16 protein-coding genes are annotated in these 20,965 nt (G+C 45.7%); 7 read left to right on the top strand and 9 right to left on the bottom strand.

The window, feature by feature from the left end; genetic code table 11:
* Positions 1-102 precede the first annotated feature (102 nt).
* On the top strand, positions 103-2,202 hold the full coding sequence (gene ligA / locus LZZ85_RS17730) for an NAD-dependent DNA ligase LigA (protein ID WP_237874679.1): 2,100 nt from the start codon (positions 103-105) through the stop codon (positions 2,200-2,202).
* A gap of 52 nt (positions 2,203-2,254) precedes the next feature.
* Positions 2,255-2,926, top strand: coding sequence for a DUF2461 domain-containing protein (locus LZZ85_RS17725; protein WP_237874678.1), 672 nt, complete (start codon positions 2,255-2,257; stop codon positions 2,924-2,926).
* A gap of 191 nt (positions 2,927-3,117) precedes the next feature.
* On the opposite strand, the gene LZZ85_RS17720 is transcribed toward LZZ85_RS17725, so the two are convergent.
* Complete coding sequence (locus LZZ85_RS17720) at positions 3,118-3,273, bottom strand: hypothetical protein (RefSeq protein WP_237874677.1); 156 nt, start codon at positions 3,271-3,273, stop codon at positions 3,118-3,120.
* Between the two features lie 276 nt (positions 3,274-3,549).
* Here LZZ85_RS17720 and LZZ85_RS17715 point away from each other — a divergent pair, with 276 nt between their 5' ends.
* Positions 3,550-4,074 (top strand): YceI family protein, encoded by a 525-nt coding sequence (locus LZZ85_RS17715; protein ID WP_237874676.1) that lies wholly within the window; start codon positions 3,550-3,552, stop codon positions 4,072-4,074.
* Positions 4,075-4,173: 99 nt separating this feature from the next.
* On the opposite strand, the gene LZZ85_RS17710 is transcribed toward LZZ85_RS17715, so the two are convergent.
* Positions 4,174-5,163, bottom strand: coding sequence for an aspartate-semialdehyde dehydrogenase (locus LZZ85_RS17710; RefSeq protein WP_237874675.1), 990 nt, complete (start codon positions 5,161-5,163; stop codon positions 4,174-4,176).
* A gap of 329 nt (positions 5,164-5,492) precedes the next feature.
* Between LZZ85_RS17710 and LZZ85_RS17705 the strand changes: the two genes are divergently transcribed.
* Together LZZ85_RS17705 and LZZ85_RS17700 are read left to right on the top strand one after the other, a co-directional pair.
* Positions 5,493-7,196 (top strand): lamin tail domain-containing protein, encoded by a 1,704-nt coding sequence (locus LZZ85_RS17705; RefSeq protein ID WP_237874674.1) that lies wholly within the window; start codon positions 5,493-5,495, stop codon positions 7,194-7,196.
* A gap of 140 nt (positions 7,197-7,336) precedes the next feature.
* Entirely contained in the window at positions 7,337-8,245 is a 909-nt protein-coding gene (locus LZZ85_RS17700; protein ID WP_237874673.1) for a hypothetical protein, read from the top strand.
* A 4-nt stretch (positions 8,246-8,249) separates the two neighbouring features.
* Here LZZ85_RS17700 and LZZ85_RS17695 read toward each other — a convergent pair whose 3' ends face one another.
* Both LZZ85_RS17695 and LZZ85_RS17690 read right to left on the bottom strand, forming a co-directional pair.
* On the bottom strand, positions 8,250-8,531 hold the full coding sequence (locus tag LZZ85_RS17695; protein WP_237874672.1) for a hypothetical protein: 282 nt from the start codon (positions 8,529-8,531) through the stop codon (positions 8,250-8,252).
* Positions 8,532-9,536: 1,005 nt separating this feature from the next.
* Entirely contained in the window at positions 9,537-10,460 is a 924-nt protein-coding gene (locus tag LZZ85_RS17690) for a PfkB family carbohydrate kinase (protein ID WP_237874671.1), read from the bottom strand.
* A 136-nt stretch (positions 10,461-10,596) separates the two neighbouring features.
* On the opposite strand from LZZ85_RS17690, the gene LZZ85_RS17685 reads away from it, so the two are divergent.
* Together LZZ85_RS17685 and paaE are read left to right on the top strand one after the other, a co-directional pair.
* The gene (locus LZZ85_RS17685; RefSeq protein WP_237874670.1) at positions 10,597-11,184 is read left to right on the top strand and encodes a TetR/AcrR family transcriptional regulator; all 588 of its coding nucleotides are present in this window, start codon (positions 10,597-10,599) and stop codon (positions 11,182-11,184) included.
* A gap of 109 nt (positions 11,185-11,293) precedes the next feature.
* Positions 11,294-12,373 carry a 1,2-phenylacetyl-CoA epoxidase subunit PaaE gene (gene paaE, locus LZZ85_RS17680; protein ID WP_237874669.1) on the top strand — a complete coding sequence of 360 codons (1,080 nt, stop codon included), beginning with the start codon at positions 11,294-11,296 and terminating at the stop codon, positions 12,371-12,373.
* A gap of 691 nt (positions 12,374-13,064) precedes the next feature.
* On the opposite strand, the gene LZZ85_RS17675 is transcribed toward paaE, so the two are convergent.
* From LZZ85_RS17675 to LZZ85_RS17655, 5 genes are all read right to left on the bottom strand, one after another.
* Positions 13,065-14,543, bottom strand: coding sequence for a glycoside hydrolase family 30 protein (locus LZZ85_RS17675; protein WP_237874668.1), 1,479 nt, complete (start codon positions 14,541-14,543; stop codon positions 13,065-13,067).
* A 34-nt stretch (positions 14,544-14,577) separates the two neighbouring features.
* Complete coding sequence (locus LZZ85_RS17670; protein ID WP_237874667.1) at positions 14,578-16,056, bottom strand: glycoside hydrolase family 30 protein; 1,479 nt, start codon at positions 16,054-16,056, stop codon at positions 14,578-14,580.
* 100 nt (positions 16,057-16,156) lie between these two features.
* Positions 16,157-18,445: a beta-glucosidase BglX gene (gene bglX, locus LZZ85_RS17665; RefSeq protein WP_237874666.1), complete on the bottom strand. Its 2,289-nt coding sequence runs from the start codon at positions 18,443-18,445 to the stop codon at positions 16,157-16,159.
* A 12-nt stretch (positions 18,446-18,457) separates the two neighbouring features.
* Positions 18,458-19,129: a GDSL-type esterase/lipase family protein gene (locus LZZ85_RS17660; protein ID WP_237874665.1), complete on the bottom strand. Its 672-nt coding sequence runs from the start codon at positions 19,127-19,129 to the stop codon at positions 18,458-18,460.
* Between the two features lie 43 nt (positions 19,130-19,172).
* A complete protein-coding gene (locus LZZ85_RS17655) occupies positions 19,173-20,942 on the bottom strand; it encodes a family 43 glycosylhydrolase (RefSeq protein WP_237874664.1) in 1,770 nt (589 codons plus the stop codon).
* Positions 20,943-20,965 lie beyond the last annotated feature (23 nt).

Genomic DNA, 20,965 nt, shown 5'->3' with positions numbered 1-20,965 from the left:
AATCCCTCGAAAAAAAAGCGCCCTTGCCCGCCCGGCAAAACTACAAACAGAGATTTCGTTGCAATCCGGCAACCCAGTACCTTTACCCTGAAACTGAACACTATGTACACCCAAGATGCAACCAAACAATTGCAGCAACAAACCGTCGCCCTATTAAAAAGCAGCGCTACACACCAGGTATCACCGATGGAGATCCGCGAACTTCGGGATGTTCTGCGGTTTCATGAATACCGCTATTATGTATTGAATGATCCATTCATCGCGGATGGCGAATATGACCAGCTGTTCAAAGAGCTGGAACGTCTCGAAAAAGATGATCCGGCCATTGTAACGGCAGACTCTCCCACTCAGCGCGTTGCCCGTGGTCTTACCAAAGACTTTCCCGCGGCTCAGCATCTGGTGCCCATGCTTTCGCTGGATAACTCTTACAATGCAGATGACCTGATCAGTTTCGACCGTAAAGCAAGAGAACTCACCGGACTCAATGAAATAGAATATTGCGTCGAACCAAAATTCGATGGCGGCAGCATCTCGCTGATCTATGAAGATGACCTGCTCGCCCGCGGCGCTACCCGCGGTAACGGCGTGGAAGGCGATGAGATCACGGCCAATATCAGGCAGATCCGATCTATCCCTTTATCGGCGCAGTTCTCCAAATACGGAATACAAACCGTTGAGATCAGGGGTGAAGTATTGATCAATAAAAACAATTTCGCAAAGTATAACCAGCAACTGGTCGATCAGGGCCTTGCCCCGCTCGCCAATCCACGCAATGCAGCTTCCGGAACATTGCGGATCAAGGACCCTGCCGAGGTGGCCAAACGCGGGCTGGAAGCATTCGTATATCATATCAGTTATTACACATCTTCCGCTACAAAAGAGCTTCCCTTTACAACACATGCTCAATCGCTGGACCTTCTCTGGGATCTCGGTTTCCGCAGCCCGAAACAGGAGAAACGCGTGTTCAGCGGCATTCAGCAGGTGATCGATTACTGCAATGAATACGAACAGGGCCGCGATGCCCTTCCCTATGAGATCGACGGAATGGTGGTAAAAGTTAATGATCTCGATCTGCAGGATAAACTCGGCATGACTTCCCATCACCCTCGTTGGGCTATTGCTTTTAAATTCAAAGCCCGCCAGGCAACCAGCAAACTATTGGGTGTAGAATTCCAGGTGGGACGTACCGGCTCCATTACGCCTGTTGCTAAAATCCAACCGGTGCCGATCGGTGGCGTAACTGTTTCCTCCATTTCTTTGTTTAATGAAGACGTGATCAAAGAGAAGGATCTGATGATCGGCGATACAGTACTGGTTGAACGAGCCGGTGATGTGATCCCTTATATCGTTAAATCCCAGGCAGAGCTTAGAACAGGCGAAGAAAAGCAGATCGCGTTTCCAAAAGACTGTCCTGTTTGTGAAAGCAAATTATTCAAAGAAGAAGGAGAAGCGGTTTGGCGTTGCATCAACATCGAATGCCCGGCACAGGTAGTTGAACGTATCATTCATTTTAACAGCAAAGACGCGATGGACATCCGAGGTTTTGGAGATGCTAACGTCCGGAAATTCTTTGATCTTGGTATACTGAAAGACATTCCCGGTATTTACCGGCTTGACTTTGAAAAGATCGGAACACTGGAAGGCTTTGGGAAAAAATCGATGGACAATCTTCAGACTGCTGTTGAAAAATCCAAAGCACAACCTCTTCACCGGCTGATCTTCGGGTTAGGTATACGCTTTGTCGGCGAAACAACAGCGAAAACCCTTGCGCATGCGGTAGAACATCTTATGGACTTCCGCAAATTCTCCAAAGAAGATCTGCTCAATCTCGAAGATGTCGGACCTAAAGTAGCCGGCAGCATTCATCATTTCTTCAGTAACGAAAGTAACATTCACATGCTCGAAGAACTGGAAACGCTGGGTCTGTCTTTAAAAAATGAAAAGAAAGGTCAGCCTGCGGGAGACGGGAATTTTACCGGACAAACATTTCTTTTCACCGGCACTTTACCTACACTTAAACGCGATGAAGCGGAAGCAATGGCGGAAGAACTGGGAGGCAAGATCGTAAGTGGAGTAAGCGCTAAACTAAATTATCTCGTTGTTGGAGAAGCAGCGGGAAGCAAGCTGGAAAAAGCAAAGAAGATCAATACGATTAAGATCATATCTGAAGCCGAATTCCTGCAATTGATTGGAAAAGGATAACAATATTCCTTCCCGTTTTAAAAAATAATCCTGGTTTTTATTGAATCATTTTATGTTACAAACATCAACACTTCAGTTCTTAAAAGGTCTCAGGAAAAATAATAACAAGCCCTGGTTTGACACGAACCGCTCAAAATATGATGAAGCAAAATCAGACTTTATAAAGTTCGTACAACAGCTGATCGATACACATGCGAAGAAAGATCCGTCTATCAGTCACCTTGTAGCAAAGGACTGTCTATTCCGTATCAATCGCGATATCCGTTTTTCAAAAGATAAGTCTCCCTACAAAACAAACTTCGGCGCATCGATCAATAAAGGTGGCAAGCAATCGATGAATACAGCCGGTTACTATTTTCACCTCGAACCAGGCCAGTCATTTACCGGTGGCGGGATCTGGATGCCGGCAGCAGAAGATCTTAAAAAAGTGAGACAGGAGATCGATTATAATTTTGACGAATTTAAAAAGATCATAGGATCGAAAAAATTTAAGTCCGTTTACGGAGATCTTTCTCACGAAGCTGAATATAAACTGACGCGTTTGCCAAAAGGTTATGAAGCAGATAATCCTGCCGGCGAATATTTGAAATTAAAAAGTTTTATCGCGCAGATCGCTATCAGTGATACAGAGCTGACAGACAAAGAAGGGATAAAAAGAACGCTGGCGGCATTTGAGGCTTTACAGCCGCTGATTGAATTTATTAATGAGAGTATGCAGGGATGATGATGGATAAGTCCATTCGTTAGGCTTCCGCTGAGTTAAGACTTGTATCTCAGGCTGAATGCCTGATGGCCGCATTGGCCTGATATGACCCAACCAAAGTCAGGGGGTTACCCTGACCAACTTGCTCTGATTCATTTCCAGATGCCCGCGCGCCTGGTTTTCAAAATGAAGTCGCTGAAGGTGGCATTTTGTCATGCCTGCCAACTGATGAATTCCCCAAGTATTCTTGATGTGTTGTTGTGGATGATCAGATGAAGATCTGATGAAGCTTCATGATACCGGTAGATAGCGACCTTAACAGAGTATGTTTTTCGTCTTCTATCCGGCTGAGTTCTAAAAACAGCCATTCAGACATGTTTTGCCTTCTTCCTTTCCCGGAAGAGCAGAGCAGTGCAGGTTGACGCAGGCAATCTCCACACACTATTCTCCTAATGAAATTGTCTCCCCCTTCCAGCGCGACGCTGATAAAATCCCCATCTGCCTTTTATTGGCCGTTCAAGAATACACCTGCTTGTATATAGTGCCCAAACACGATTGATGATCAATATATTAAAAAGGTTAACAATTTTAATTTGGAAGTATCAATGTTTAAACATTAAATTTGTATTCTAAATTCAAAAATCATGGCAACTTGGACTATTGACACCGCACACTCAGAGATAGGTTTTAAAGTAAAACACCTTGTAATCTCTACAGTATCTGGAAAATTCAACGCATTTGAAGGCAAACTCGAAGGCGAACCAGATGATCTTCTTAATTCAAAAATTTCTTTCTCTGCTGACATAGAAAGTATCCATACCGGCAACGAGCAGCGCGATGGCCACCTGAAATCAGGCGACTTCTTTGATGCTGCTGCACATCCTAAACTTACTTTCCAATCTACTTCGATTGAAAAGAAAGGAGACGACTATAAAGTGAATGGCAACCTTACATTGAAAGGCGTTACCAAACCTGTTACGCTGAATGTAGAATTCGGTGGTGTACAGAAAAGCCTTTACGGCCAGACTGTAGCTGGTTTCGAAGTAACCGGTAAGATCAACCGCCAGGATTATGGCCTTACCTGGAGCGCTGTAACCGAAGCAGGTGGAGTGGTAGTAGGTGATGAAGTGAAACTGGCAGCTAACCTCGAGCTCATCAAGCAAGACTAAGACGTAAGATTGTTTAAAAGTTTAAAGGTTTAATAGTTTTAAAGTTGCATTCAGCAATGAACTTCAAAACTATTAAACCTTTAAACTTTTAAACAACTATTACAGCAGGCCTTTGCCCGTCAGGTACTCCGCAATCTGTACCGCATTCGTTGCAGCCCCTTTACGCAGGTTATCCGACACGATCCACATGTTGAGGGTATTTGCCTGTGACTCATCTCTTCTTAAACGACCGACGAATACTTCATCTCTCTCATGTGCGTCTTTGGGCATTGGGTATTGAGCATTGGCGATATCATCTACCAATACTACGCCTGGAGCAGATGACAGCAATGACCGGACATCATCCAGCGTATAGTCTTTTTCAAACTCAACGTTTGCACTTTCGCTGTGACCACCCATTACAGGGATACGGACCGTGGTTGCGGTAACACGGATCGATTCATCACGCATGATCTTCATGGTTTCTTTCACCATTTTCATTTCTTCCTTGGTGTAACCATTTTCAAGGAACACATCTATCTGGGGTATCACGTTCAGATCGATCGGATATTTGTAAGCCATTTCACCGCTTACACCCTGGCGCTCATTCATCAATTGATTTACCGCTTTCACGCCTGTACCTGTTACGCTCTGGTAAGTACTTACCACCACACGCTTGATACCATATTTTTTATGCAAAGGATTCAATGCAACCACCATCTGGATTGTCGAACAATTTGGGTTGGCAATGATCTTATCACCGGCTGTTAGTATATCCGCATTGATCTCAGGTACGATCAATGGTTTTGAGGGATCCATTCTCCAGGCCGAAGAGTTATCGATCACCGTAATACCTGCTTCTGCAAACTGAGGAGCCCATTCCAGGGAAGTACTTCCTCCTGCTGAAAACAACGCTACGGCAGGTTTCGCTGCAATCGCATCTTTCAGGCCGACAATCTTGTATTTCTTGCCTTTGAACTCCACTTCCTTGCCAACTGATCTTTCTGAAGCGACCGGCACCAATTCAGTTACCGGAAAATTACGTTCTGCAAGAACCTGCAACATTTTTGTGCCAACCAATCCTGTAGCACCTACGACTGCAACTTTCATTTTTTTTGTTTTTGCCCCGGATTGATCCGCTTTTACATTGGACTTTATTCCGGATGTCATCCCGGACCTGATCCGGGATTGATTAATAATAAGGGTTAAAATAAAACAGGCCCTCCGTAAGGAAGGCCTGCTAAGTTTTTATGTTACCACACATAACGCTGCAAACCTTCCTAGGAACGTTTCTTAATGCGCTTTGTGTGTTTCATTAATTTCATATCTGATCGCTACACGTTTTTCGGCAGCGGAGCAAAAATAATCCCCGGTTTTATTAACTCCAAATAATGTTTTTTTCCCATTTCCAGGTTCCAACACCTGCCGAAATTCATGGAATGAAGGTCCTCTTACTTTTGTTATGCACCATTATCCCTGTCCTGGCTGACGCCCAAACCCGGTATTCCATAGTCATTAATGAAATAATGGCCGATCCGGCGCCACGGGTAGGTCTTCCTGATCACGAGTGGATCGAGATCCTGAATACAAGTGAGCACCCGATCAATTTACGGGGATGGAGGCTGGGAGATAATACAACCTTATCCGGCTATTTTCCTGACCAGACTCTTGCCGCGAAGCAGTATCTGATCCTCTGTGCATCATCTGCACGAACCGCCATGCAGCCATATGGGGAGGTTCTTGCTGTACCCTCTTTCCCATCATTGGATAATGCCGGAGAACAACTATACCTGCTATCTCCTGATAACAAAGTCATTCATGCCATCCGCTATGCCGATAACTGGCATGATAACACGCTAAAGAAAGAAGGAGGCTGGAGCCTGGAAATGATCGACGCGCAAAATCCATGCTCAGGCCAGTCTAACTGGAGTTCTTCCAACTCTCCGGCTGGCGGAACACCGGGTCAACCAAACACTATTGCCGGCATCAATACAGACAACTCAGCCCCTGTACCGCTTCGCAGCTATCACTCCACTTTAAACCGTCTCATAGTTGTTTTCAATGAGCCACTGGACAGCATTACTGCTGTGAACCTTTCAAATTACCGGCTTATACCCGCCATCAATATCATAAAAGTGGTATGCCGATCGCCGTTATTTGAGGAAGTTGAACTGGAAACAGATCAGCCGCTCGACAGCCTGACCGTGTATGAACTCATGATCAACAACGTCAGGGATTGCCAGCAAAATGAAATGCTCCGTCCCATCACAATCAAGGCAGGTATTTCCTCTTCTTCTGCTGCAGCAAAACCCGTCATTAACGAGATACTGTTTAATCCACGCCCGAATGGCTACGATTATGTAGAGATCTTCAACCCTGGCCCACTGATCATTGATGTGAATCAGCTCTATCTTGCAAACAGGAACGCATCGGGCCTCGTGAGCAACACAGTAAGAATCAGTTCAACGCCTTACACACTGTTTCCCGGCGAATATCTTGTTGCGACGGCAAACCCATCGGTATTAAACACTCAATACTTTGTCATGTATCCAAACAAAGTGCTTGAAGTGTCATTGCCCTCTTATCCCGATGACAGGGGAACCGTAATTCTCATGAGCCTACAGGGCGGGATACTTGATGAAGTAAATTATTCAAAGGACTGGCATTTCAAGCTCATTGCGGATCCCGACGGAGTGGCCCTTGAGCGCGTCGATCCGCAGATGCCTGCGGCGGCGGGGTCTAACTGGCATTCAGCCGCATCAACCGTTGGTCACGGAACGCCGACCTATCAGAACTCTCAGTTCATGACCACACCTGTGATGAATGCTGAAATAGATCTCTTACCCAAGGTCTTTTCTCCCGATAACGACGGCATTCATGATCAGGTGCAGATCATATACAGAACCGCAACCTCCGGATTGATGGCGAACGTGATGATCTTCGATATAGATGGACGGTTGGTCAGGGACCTTGTCAGAAATCAGTTGCTCGGTGCCAGCGGGTACTGGAACTGGGACGGCATCGATGACCGTCAGCAACTTTTGCCTGTTGGCAGGTATATCATACAGGTTGAACTGTTTACCCTGTCTGGAGAAAACCGGAGAATCAAAAAGGTTGTTGTATTAGCGAAGAGGTTACGCTAAATCCAGATATCTTAAATGGATAAACATTACGATCTGTCCGCAAGTTCATTAATGCCGCAAACACTGACGCCGTCGGAAGGAAAAGAGAAGCTGCCCGTAATTTAGGATTCCCTTTACATCAAATACTTTATCTTCCTTTCATGAAGCGCCAATACAATCTGCTATTGCACCCAGCTTTTATTATTAGCCTCTTTCTACTCCTGCTGAATGATATCAGCCTCAAATATCAGTTTGCTAATGCTTTTACCGGTAAGCTATCGGACTTCACCGGGTTGTTTGTGTTCTCTTTGTTCTGCTTGACATTTCTTCCTTTGTACAAAAAAAGCATCGCCCTTATGGCGGCTATTCTTTTTGCCTGGTGGAAGTCACCTCTGTCGACATTCTTTATTGAATGGTGGAACGGTTTGCCTTTTATCTCTATTACAAGAGTGATTGATTACAGCGATCTCCTCGCTCTGGTTGTTTTACCATTCGCTGTGGTTATTGCTGAAAAAAATGTCAACCCGGTAATAAAATACAAAAAGCTATTTATTCCATTGATCGGATGCATCACTATCTTTTCGTTCTGCTTCACTTCAATGTCCCGATACGGCTATCGCTCTTATGCCCCGGATGAAATCGCCTTCGACCATACTATCGATACGCCGCAATCGGAGCAACAGATATTGGATAACCTTCGCCAACAGAACATCCCTTTCACAGCAGATTCCCTCAGTTATTATCCTGCCCGCGAATTCGGTCCTCCCTACACCTACGTTATGCGGATCACTACTGCGGGGCCGGATAGCGTTAAGTGGATTCCGATAGATAATCGGGCAGACTCTGCATTATATGTTCGCCGGAACGAAGGCTTATACTATACGCTTTCGAAATATAACTTTGATGGCATAGAACTGGAAAACGTAAAGATCTTCATCTTTAAAAAGAACTTCGACAAAGACACCCGGATACGCATCGAGAGATTCCGGTGGACAAAAAGCCAGGAAGACTTTACCAATAAAGCCCGGCGAAAATTAAAAAAGCATTTTGAAAGGTTCTTTAAAAAATGAACCCTCAGATCTTGTTGACGCCGGGAACCTGACGGCGTTTTAATAACCACGCAATTGTAAAAGAGGGAATAAAGTCAGTTCCGGGTAAGATCTCTTCTATAAAGTTGAATGCACCACCCAGTATTCCCTTCCATCCACCAAAGCTGATCATAAAGATCACGGCGGATATGGGTGCCCAGAACAAGTCGCCAAACTCCCCCAGAACGGGGATCGTATAAGTGAGATAACCAGCCGCATCCATCAGCAGGCAAAAAGCAAGCGATGGTGAGTTGTGTTTGTTATTCATGCATGCAAGATCAGGGAAGTTTTGCAAGGGTTGCATTCGGTGGGAAACTTGCGGATCCGGGCAGGGTGCAGGTAGATCCTCACCGAAATGGCAGTTTGGGATCGTAGGACAGGGCCGGGGCTTGACGAACCCACCAGCGCAAACCCGGCTAACCGGCAGTGCCGGCCGCAGTTCGGCTGCGCTCTCAAACATATAGACAGAATCCTCGTAATCCCGGGACCGGGGGCGAAGAGAATTTGCTCTTCAGGTTCGAAGGAGGATAGATCGTACTGATCCAGGCTTTGCTGAAATGGCAAAGCACTTGTAAACTGATTATCATCACTCAGGTATACACTTTATCCTGCCCTCTTTTCAGGCTACTTTCAATTCTTATATTCCTTTCTTTTATCTATCCATATTTCTCATTTTTTAATTTCATCGGCCTCATGGCAATAAGAATTAGTGTTCTCCGCTTATAGCGGACAATCACCCCCTCCCCCTATCCGCTATAAGCGGAGAACACTAATGATGCAACCTGCTGGTTATAGCCTGATGGTTGATGATGTAAACCCAGAACGGGAAATGAGCCCATGCAATGAGCCTTAAAAGGATCAATAAGGCGATGGACCTTTCACTGAATGAACCCAGATCAGGCATCCGCCATCGTTTATCGGCCATCGAACAACGATAAACCTATAACCAGCAAATTGAGTTAAGTAAGATATCTCGATGTAAATATCGCCACTGGCGGAGCCAAACCCATGGGTAAAACACAAAACTTAAGGGGAAAATAACGCCGGAGATCAGTGAGGAAAAAGATCTGATAGAAAGGAGTCATGTTTGGTCATCTCTGGTCAGGAAACGATGGCGGGAATAGGTCATCGATACTAAGCAGTGGGCAACGGCATCCCCCGGGTACCTGCTGTTTCCGAACACGTTCAGCCCATTTAAGTGTAGGAAATAAAAAAGCGCCGGTTATTCCCGGCGCCTTATGATTATGTTAAAGGCACAAAGCCTTTAATGCTACTAAACCAGTTCAATCTCAAAGCTCACCAGCTGTCTGAACTGCTCGATCCTCCTGTCAATATCCTCTTTGCTCACTTCTTTTAACCTCGTAGGTCCAAATTTCTCGACGCAGAAGCTCGCCAGGGCTGAGCCCACAATGATGGCTCTCTTCATGTTCTCAAAAGAGATATCACCCGTTTTAGCCAGGTGACCGATAAAACCACCAGCAAAGGTATCGCCGGCACCAGTCGGATCGAAAACCTCTTCCAGCGGCAAAGCTGGCGCAAAGAACACATTATCCCCGTGGAAAAGCAGGGCTCCGTGCTCCCCTTTCTTAATGATCAGGTATTTAGGTCCCATCGCCATGATGGATTTTGCAGCTTTAACAAGAGAAAACTGGCCGCTGAGCTGGCGCGCTTCCGCATCATTTACCATCAGCAGGTCAACATGCTTAAGCACTTCCTTCAGATCGGGCATTGCCACTTCCATCCAGAAATTCATCGTATCCATTACGATGAGCTTTGGTCTTTTCTTCATTTGTTTGATCACACTGAGCTGGATGGCAGGAACAAGATTACCCAGCATCAGGAACTCCGCACCCTGGTACGAGTCAGGGATCTGGGGGTTGAAATCAGCCAGAACGTTCAGGTCGGTCACCAGCGTATCACGGCTGTTCATATCTTCATGATAGCGGCCGCTCCAGAAGAACGATTTTTTATCTGCGACGATCTCTACTCCTTCCAGTTGCACTCCCCGGCTTTTCAGCTCATCCATTTCTTCCTGGGGGAAATCATAACCTACAATAGAAACCTGTTGCACCGGCTGAACGAAGTTTGCCGCAGCATAGGCAACATAAGTAGCGGAGCCCCCTATGATCTTGTCGGTTTTACCAAAAGGGGTTTCGATCGCATCAAAGGCCATTGTGCCTACTGTAATTAAAGACATAGATTAAAATTAAGTTCTAAAAAAGCCGGAAAAGCCCTGCTGGCATAGCTGGGAGGTTATGAAACGGCGTGCAAACCTACATGAAATTTCAACATGAATTGCAGGAATAAAACCAGATCAGGGCTTATCTTTGGGTATGGCCAAAATACAGCGCAGAAAGGCATCTAAAAAAGACCTGATCCTGCAAAAAGCAGCTTTGATGTTCCGGGAAAAAGGCTTCGCCGCCACGTCCATGAGAGATCTTGCCGAAACGGTAGGGATCGAAGCTGCCAGCCTGTACAATCATATCCAGTCAAAATCCGAGATCCTTCAGGATATTACTTTTCGCATGGCAACCGATTGTAATGAACATCTCGCCAGCCTGGATAATAACGGGATGAACTCTACCCAGAAAATAGAGTCCCTCATCCGCTTTCACGTTCAGATGATGATCAACCGCTTCGAAGATTACTATGTAATGGTCAATGAATGGATCCATCTTTCCGAACCACACCTGACCGAGTTCAGCCTCCAGCGGCGTAACTACGTCCAAAAAATGGAGGATATCATCCGGCAGGGCATAGACAACAAAGAGATGAAAGCGGTCATTCCTTATGTGGCCGTACTCACCATCCTCTCTTCCGTTAGAGGATTGGAATTCTGGCACCGCAGCCGCCAACACATCACTCCTGTCGAAATGGAAGACAATATGGTCAACCACCTGATCAACGGACTTAAAAATTAAAAAGTAAAACAAAGACTCCCGAATCGAAACGTTCGTCTGTATTCAGTAAAGTACTTTTTACTTTTGATTTTGAATTTATGCACTTGCCACTTCGAAAACCCTACAACCCATGTCCATTCATTTTCATAAACTGCGGATAAAAGATATCCGTAAAGAAACGGATGACTGCATCTCTATCAGCTTTGCAATTCCCGAAGAGCTAAAGGATACTTTCGTTTTCCAGCACGGCCAGAATATTACACTGAAACATGATCTCCAGGGCGGGGAAACACGTCGTTCCTATTCTATTTGCACTTCTCCTTTTGACAACGAACTAAGGGTGGCTGTAAAAAAAGTAGAAGGGGGGCTTTTCTCTGGTTTTGCACACTCAACACTAAAAGCCGGTGATGTAGTGGACGTACTGCCACCAACAGGAAAATTCAATACAGGTCTTCATCCCGGACAGGCAAAAAAATATCTTGCATTTGCTGCCGGCAGTGGTATTACGCCGGTGATCTCGATCATTAAAACGGTATTACAGACTGAACCCGCCAGCACATTTACACTGGTATACGGCAACCGTAGCAGGCACTCCATCATTTTCTTCGAAGAACTGGAAGCGTTGAAGAATAAATATCTCCAGCGCCTGAACATCATTCATATACTAAGTCGCGAAGGCACGGATACCAGCATACATGCCGGCAGGATCGACGGCAACAAACTCAACGAACTTTCCCGCCTGATCAATTATCCATCAATGGATGAAATCTTTATCTGTGGACCGGAAGAAATGATCTTCACTATAAAGGATTTTATGGAGGCGCAGCAGATCGACAGTAAGAAAGTTCATTTCGAATTGTTTACTACCCCCGGTCAGAAAAAAAATACAAACCCCATGTTTTTTAGTAAGAAGAAAGCTTCGGACAAAAGTCATATAACCATTAAGCTCGATGGAAGAACGCTGGAGTTCGAGCTGGCACCTGACAGCGAAGATTCTATTCTTGACACGGCGCTCAAACTCGGTGCAGATCTCCCCTACTCATGCCGTGGCGGCGTTTGCTGCACCTGCAAAGCCAAACTCACTGAAGGAAAAGTAGAGATGGAAATGAACTGGGGATTGGAAGAAGAAGAGGTAAAGCAGGGATACATCCTGACCTGCATGAGCCACCCACGCTCCGCTAAGGTAGTTGTCGACTTCGATGTGAAATAAGTTTGCATGGCATAACGCAAAGGACGCAATGTAATTCCCAATGAATGAAGGATTACATTGCGTCCTTTGCATTCGTTAGGTTACGCCTGCGATTTACTTAAAATGGATCCGGTGCAGAAGTTTGGGGAGTTCTTCAGCTTATGTTACCGGTCGTTTACTCACCGTCATGCTTCCGTTATTTTCCCGGAAAATCCTGTCTTTTTCCCATGGATTCGCTTTTGCATAAAGCGATATTTACAACAGAGAAATTTCTTAGTCACCGTCATTTTCAGGACTGGTGGAGGAGGGCAGTCCTGAAAAGGGCGGTGCGTTTTTTTTCATTTATTAGTATGATCAAAAAAAGGGATAGTGAGATAGAAATTGTGGAATTATACAAATGAAAATGGGCAACGACAGTCAAACGCAGCAATGCGATTGCTGTCGTATGCCCATTTCCGGCCTGCGCGCGCAGCGTTCAATGAAACAAGCGCGCGGCGGCGGATGGATCATAGCGCGCGACGGCTATCTGACCCGAAGCCTATGGAAGACATACCGCCCGGACTTACTAACCTTTGCGCGATATCAACCTATGGAACCACCAAAACCAATGAAACCTCTGGAACCTATGAAACATTGGAACCTCAGAACCTTTGGACCCCATAAAACCTTCAACCTTTCACCCACCCAAACGCCCCTCTCTTGCTCCTGACCCCTAAAACACCAGTGTTGCAATAGAATGCGGCTTGCTAATGATCTCTACCGCCTTTCCGCCGATCCATAAATTGTATGGCAAAGACTTGCTGCCTTTATTCATCACCACCACGGCAACTTTGCCATCTTCATTGACAAACCCTGTCGTCAAAAGATCGGTTCTGTTTGAAGACGCAATGATCCTTCTTGCCCCGGGTTTAATGAACTTGGAAAAGTGCCCGATATAATAGTACGAATTTGTGTAATGAACCTTCCCGGTTTTTGTATCTCCATGCACGGGCGCAAAGCAGAAATTTCCCACATGATTCGGACCACCGATCTCATCAAGCAACACATTCCAGTCAGTCCAGCCCACAGTGCCTGCATTAAAATCATTGATCATTGACATGCCATACCTTTCACCCAATGCCCATGCTGACAACCGAGTCGGGTTAAAGCTTTCCGCACATCCTTCTGTAAACAATAAATGCTTGTCAGGGAAGGTCTCTGCCACGCGCTTCAGGTTCTCAAACATCATATCACTACCCGTCCAGGTTTCATACCAGTGGTACCCAATACCCCAAACATATTTCGCTACCTCAGGATCACTTAATGTGGTGCTTACCCGTTGATAGATCAGATCGCGGTTATGATCCCATATAATAACTTTCTTATCCTTCAGACCTTCTTTCTCTAAAATCGGCCCAAGACTTGTTTTCAGGAATTCACCTTCCTCTTCCGCTGTATAGATGCAAGACTCCCATGTTTGCTTCGCCATCGGCTCATTCTGAACGCTTACTCCCCAGATAGGAATACCTTCTTTCTCATATGCCTTGATAAACTTCGCGAAGTAATTCCCCCATGCCTGGTAATATTCAGGTTTCAATTTTCCACCCTGCAGCATATGTGTACTGTCTTTCATAAAACCGGGAGGGCTCCAGGGGCTCGCATAAGTGGTAAGCTTGCCACCTGCCAATGCGATTGCCTGTTTGATCATGGGAATGCGATATTGTTTATCATGATCAACGCTGAAAGATGCCAACTCCTTGTCACCTTCCTTAATATAAGTATAGCTGCCACTTGAAAAATCACAACTGTGGATATTCGTACGCGCAAGCGTATAGCCAATTCCATTAACCGGATCATAATATGCTTTCATGATCTCCTCCTGCTTGTCCTTCGGTAATTTAGCAAGCGTTTCTGCTGAAGCGTCAGTGATCGCACCACCAATACCAAGCATTGTTTGAAAGGTTTTTGTCGGATCAACGAATACGCAAACCTGCGTCTCCTTTGGTTGTCCAAAATCAGTAAACTGCAGGCTGCTATCCGTGCGTGAGAGGCGAAGATCGCTACTGTCTGCTGTGGTATAAACAGTAACAGTTTTGCCATTCACTGAATAAGACGAAGTTGAAGAAGCTGCACCTGTTGCCGGCGTCTCCTTCTTATCATTATTGCACGCAAACAAAACAGCGGCAAAAGAGGCAAACCATATTTTTTTCATTGTCTATTGTTTCGGTTTATAAAACAGATGTTGATTACCAGATATAGGTGCCTACACTATTTGCAGGCATCGTTGTCAATACCGCCTTGTCTTTAAATTTAAGATTGAATGTCGTGTTTGCATTTCCTTCATTCAATACGATCAGCACCTTTTTATTTGCCGGAGTAACAAATGCGACGGTGTATAGATTGGCTGCAGACAACTCATCACTCGCAATTCTGACAGAGCCAGCCGGCACAAACTTGGCTGCGTGAGCGATGATATAATAGGCTACGTTCCGGGAATAAGAGCTTCCATTGATCGTCAATCCTCCTTTACAGGTAGTGCAACCTCCTACAGTATGCGGGCCATAGGCGGGATCGTTGGCAAGGTTCCATTCCAACGCATTCCTGCTCCAGTTGCGCATTGATCCAATGATCACATTTTTGATATGCCATTTCAGATCACCACCGAAATCACCATTAGAGGCAGTGTACTGTTCCGTGAAATAAATATTCTTGTCGGGATATGCGGCATGAACGCCGGATAATGCGGTGATGTTCCCCGCATACAGGTGAAATGCAGAGCCATCAACAAAAGGGCGTGCGGCAGGATCATTCAGGATATCAAGTGGATATTGCGGCATATCGCAGTTATGATCCCAGATAATGATCTTTGTTGTTAACCCCGCCGTTCTGAAGGCCGGACCAAGATGATTTTTGATGAAATCACCCTGCTGCACAGACGTCATTTTCATGCTGGGGTTATTGCCATCATGCATAGGTTCATTTTGTGGAGTAACGGCATCGATCGTGATACCTTCCGCTTTCATTTGCTGGATATACTTCACAAAATAGTTTGCATACACGCTATAGTACTCCGGCTTAAGACTTCCTCCCTTAAAGTTGCCGTTATCTTTCATCCAAACCGGAGCACTCCAGGGTGTTGCCAGTATTTTGATTTTGGGGTTGATAGCCAGAATTTCTTTTAACAGCGGAATTAATCCTGTTCCGAATGCCCGGTCTCCATCAAGACTGAAATTAGCCAGGGGAAGATCTGTCTGGCCAGGGCTGATATCGTTATAACTATAGGTCGTCGAACTCAGATCAGACGCGCCGATACTGATCCGAAGATAGCTTACGCCGATGGGCGCGGCTTCATCACCATTACCAAACAACTCCTGCAGTAACGTTGATTTGGCAGCTGCCGGCAAACCAGAGATCAATGAAGCACTTCCACCCGTAAGAGTATAACCAAAGCCATCGATCGTTTGAAACTTCTGCGTACTATCAACTGTGATAGTTGAACTTCCATTCGCCGTTGACGTGAACGTAAGTACGGTTGATTGCTTTTGCAATAAAGCCGTCTGATCACCTTTGGTCAACCAGAAAGCCACATCGTTTGTACCCGTTACCGGGGGCGGGTCCGGCGGTGGCGGAGTGGTTCCACCTCCATCTCCACCCGATTTTTTACCACAACTGGTTTGGGCAATAGCCATCCAGGCCAGCATGACCAGCCATCTTTTTGATTGCATATTTTTAAGGTGTTAGTTTGTGTGATCTGAAATTCGTCTGCCCGTTGTCCGTTCACCGGCTGTATTCCGGCGAACGGTCAACGGACAACAATATCTATCCTTACTTCATCCACTTCACATTCGCTCCCTTTACATCCCTCGAATTCCCTCCGATCATGATCGTGAAGTCACCTGCTTCCCAATCATATTTAAGGTCATAATTATAAAACTTCAGGTCTTCAGGAGTGATGTTAAAGGTAACAGTACGACTCTCTCCTGCTCTCAACTCGATCTTCTGAAATCCTTTTAATTCTTTTATGGGACGGGTACTTGTCCCAACAATGTCACGGATATAAAGCTGAACAACTTCTTTCCCTGTTACCTGACCGGCATTCGTAACGGTAACGCTCGCTTTCAACGTCTGAGCACCTTTCAGCGAAGTGCTGCTTAACGTAATATCGCTATAAGTGAAATTTGTATAGCTCAAACCAAATCCGAAAGGATAAAGCGGATCATTACTTACATCAAGATAATTGGAACGGAATTTTGAGAACCATTTGCCTTGTTCCAACGGACGGCCTGTATTCTTATGATTGTAGAACAATGGGACCTGCCCAACATTCTGCGGGAATGTTGTTGACAGTTTACCTGATGGATTCGCATCACCGAACAATACGTCAGCGATGGCTGAACCCGCTTCTGATCCACCGAACCAAACATTCAAGATGGACGGAACATTCTCCTGCTCCCACTTCAATGCCAGCGGGCGACCGGTAAATAATACCAGTACTACCGGTTTTCCTGTTTTTAGCAAAGCAGCCAGCAGCTCCTTTTGTATCGCGGGAATTTCAATATTCGTACGGCTTGATGCTTCTCCACTCATTTCGGCAGATTCGCCCAATGCAGCAACGATCACATCCGACTGATTTGCGATTGCCAGCGCTTCCTGCAGAATTTCCGCAGCAGGACGACGATCACGATTCAAACTTTTTCCGAACAGAGTCGAGTTTGTTTCCAGCACACTGTCGGCATCCAGGTTAGAACCTTTTGCATACAGGATCTTCGCATTCGCCCCTGCCACTTCTTTGATACCGGCAAGCAGTGTTGTTGACTTGGTATTATCCGCAGCAACGCTCCATGTGCCCGTCATATTCTCCCTTGCATCCGCGAGTGGTCCGATCAGCGCAACCGTACCCGCTTTTTTCAATGGAAGAATATTGTTGCTGTTTTTCAGTAAGACAAAACTTTGTGCAGCGGTATTGCGTGCGATCTTGCGGTGAGCATCGGTGAAGATCTCTGTTGCTGCACGTTTTTCATCGCAATAACGATATGGATCATCAAATAAACCAAGCTTATACTTTGCCTCAAGTATTCTTCTGCAGGCAGCGTCTATCTGTGCCTGGGTAACTTTTCCTTCTTTGAGCGATTTTGCAAGCGTTGTCAGAAACCCTTCTCCGACCATATCCATATCAATCCCCGCTGCAAGCGCACGTCCCGAAACAGTTTGCAGATCACCCAGTCCATGGTCAACCATTTCATTGATACCGGTGTAGTCTGTAACGATAAATCCGCCAAACTTCCATTGGTTACGCAACACTTCCGTCATCAGCCACTTATTGGCAGTAGCCGGAACACCATCCACTTCATTGAATGAGGCCATCACACTTCCAACACCTGCATCAACCGCAGCTTTATACGGCGGGAAATACTCATTGTACATCCGTACCCGGCTCATATCTGTTGTATTGTAATCACGTCCTGCCTCTGCAGCACCATATAGCGCATAGTGCTTTACACAGGCCATGATGGTATTATTTTTCGAAAGATCATTTCCCTGGTATCCGTGCACCATTGCTTTGGCGATCTGTGAACCCAGGTAGGCGTCTTCTCCATTCCCCTCGGAGACACGACCCCAACGCGGATCTCGTGCAATGTCTACCATCGGGCTGAACGTCCAGTTGATACCATCCGCACTCGCTTCAATGGCAGCAATGCGTGCACTTTGTTCGATCAGTTGCATATCCCAGGTACAGGAAAGGCCGAGAGGGATCGGGAACACTGTCTGATACCCGTGTATAACATCCATTCCAAAGATCATCGGGATCTTTAAGCGGCTTTGCTCCACTGCAACTTTCTGCACGTCCCTGATCTTTGCAACTGATTTGATATTGAACAGACCGCCTACCTTTCCTTCTTTGATCTTTTTTGCGATATCTGAATTACTTGCCTGACCGGTAGTAATATCACCGGCACCCGGAAGATTCAATTGCCCAAGCTTCTCCTCTAATGTCATTTTCTTCATCAGTGTGGAGATGAACGTGTTCATCTTCGCATTCTGTGCCGTTTGTGCATTCAACTGCACAGACGCTACGACTGCCACACCGACCATTAATCTTTGTAACCTTTTCATTGTACTCTTCTTTTATTTTTTCATTAAATGAGGCTCCATTACTTTCTTCCAGATTGCATATCCCTTTGCATTCATGTGCAAATTATCGTCTACAAAAAGATCGGCTACCGGCTTTCCTTCATCATTGATCATCTCTTTGTACACATCGATAAAAGCGGTGCGTTTTTGCTTTTTTAAAAATGCTCTGATCAATGCATTTCCTTCTATCACCTTTGGCTGTATCAATTGCCTGCTCGGACTCGGCTTCATGGAAATGAAAGCAACAGGAACATTAGGCAATTTGCTCCTGATGAGGGTAAAGAGTTCCTTAAATCTTCTTAACACCACCTGTGCCGTCACACTGTCATGAGACGCCATATCATTTTCTCCGCAATAAATGATGATCTGCTTCGGCTTATAGGGAAAAACGATCTCATTCACATACCGGACCTGGTCTGGCAATTGTGACCCGCCAAATCCACGATTGAGGATCGGATAAGATGGAAAGTACGACTGCACATCCTTCCATTTCGTAAAGGAAGAACTGCCTATCAGAAGGATCTGGTTGGATGCCGGAAAATGCAGGCTATCCTGCCTTTTAAACTCCCTTATCTCCTGCGCAAATGGTTGTGCCTGCAAATTCGTTGCAGAGAAGAATAAGCTTGCTAAAAGAATAAAACAATTGAGGGTCTTTTTTACTTTCATATGCTGTTTTTGCGTCCGCAAATGTACACTACACATCCACGCTTCAGTCTGCCCTGGTCACATTTGTACGTTCGGAAACGCCGTTTTCGCTGATCGCTTCTATAGAGAAATAATATGATTTTTGTTTATCCATTACTTTGAACCAGTATTCAATCGCATCATGCACCATTACGCAATTGTATAATTTATCAGGCTCTGTGCCATAATAGATATTGTAGGCATATGCATTGTTGACCGGCCCCCATTTGATCCACGCGCTGCGCTTATCCTTTTCTGTCCGCAGAATGATCAATTGCTTTACCTGCTCAGGCTTTGGGCCATCGGCGTTTCCAAACACACGTAAGCCGCTGATCGCGAACATGCCTGTAGGCATGTGTACATTTTCCAGGCGGATAAATCGGGCCCGGACCGGCTTCTCCAACTCTACATAATCATGCGGAACATCGGTCTTATTAGCACTTTTGTCCTTCAGAATACTCCATTTCTTCCCGTCTATTGAATAAGACAGTTTATACTGGTGAAAAGTACCAAGCTGCTTCCCCAAAAATGCACTGTCAACGTCCTGGTCAGCATAATTGATCTGTACCGCCCTGACCGTCGAAAGGGTTCCCAGGTCCGTTTGGATCCATTCCCCCTTATTCCCGGTAGACGCACTCCAGTAGGATTTAATGTTCTCATCCACGGCATTATTGGCTGAATAACCGCCCATTGTGGAGGAAACCTGTACGGGTTTTTTATAATTGAGCAGCATCCACCCCGTGAATTCGCCCCGGCGCTGGTTTTTTACATAGGGCAAAGCAAAATACCGGGCCATCGGTAAATAATGAGGATAGTCGCCGAACGCCGTATTGGTATACATTACGCCTTCCTGGTCGAAACCGGCCGGCCAGATACCGATCCTCCTCTCAAAATTATTTTTCACCGCAACAACCATTGTTGACACATGCCAGTAATTTTTATAGCCATCCTGGAATGTTGCTCCATGTCCCGCTCCTCTTGCAAAACCGCCAGGCTTAAAGCTAAGGGGGTCCGACTGTGGAGAGAACGGACCAAGCGGACTATCACCCACCACCACTCCATCCGCGTACCCGCTGAACTCGGTCCCGGGTGCGCCATATTGCAGGTAATATTTCCCATTATGCTTTGTCATCCAGGCTCCTTCCATAAAAGGATCAAGGAATGTATCATCCATGTATTCACCAAAACGCTGCCAGCCGTAACGCCAGGAGTCCAGCAGATACATTTCCTTACGCGTACCAATTGGTTGCATGGTCTTGCGGTTCAGTTCGATTCCATATAAAGGGAACCGGTTGCTGCTGCCATTGTAAATATAAAAACGTCCGTCATCATCGGTAAAAAATGCGGGGTCCCATCCACCGATCTCAAATGAATCCACCAACGGCTTCCACTCATTTGCTTTCGGATTGGTACTCATCCAGATGGAGAACTGACTTGTATACGTTGATCCAAACACGAGCATCGTATCACCAATGATCCCGACAGCAGGTGCACATAATTCATCATAACCCTTATTCCAGGGGCGCAAAAACTTCTTCGAAACGAAATTCCAGTTGAGCATATCGCTGCTCCACCAATAGCCCCATTGATTAGTGCTGAAGAGATAGTAATCCCCTTTGTAATTCACGATCACCGGATCGGCGGTTGCACGGTGGCGGCCCCATTCGGAAAAGTTCGGGATAGGCGTGTATCCATAATCGATGTTGATCGGATTGCAATAGGTGTTCTGCTGTGCAAGGACAGGGCTTTTCAAAGGCGCTATAAATAATAATATCAGTAGAAACTTCTTTGGCATATATTCTTTTTTATCAGGAAATC

The sequence above is a fragment of the Terrimonas ginsenosidimutans genome (genome assembly GCF_022012415.1).
GTDB classification, from domain to species: Bacteria; Bacteroidota; Bacteroidia; order Chitinophagales; family Chitinophagaceae; genus Terrimonas_A; species Terrimonas_A ginsenosidimutans.
This window is presented reverse-complemented; position numbering and strand designations above follow the sequence as displayed.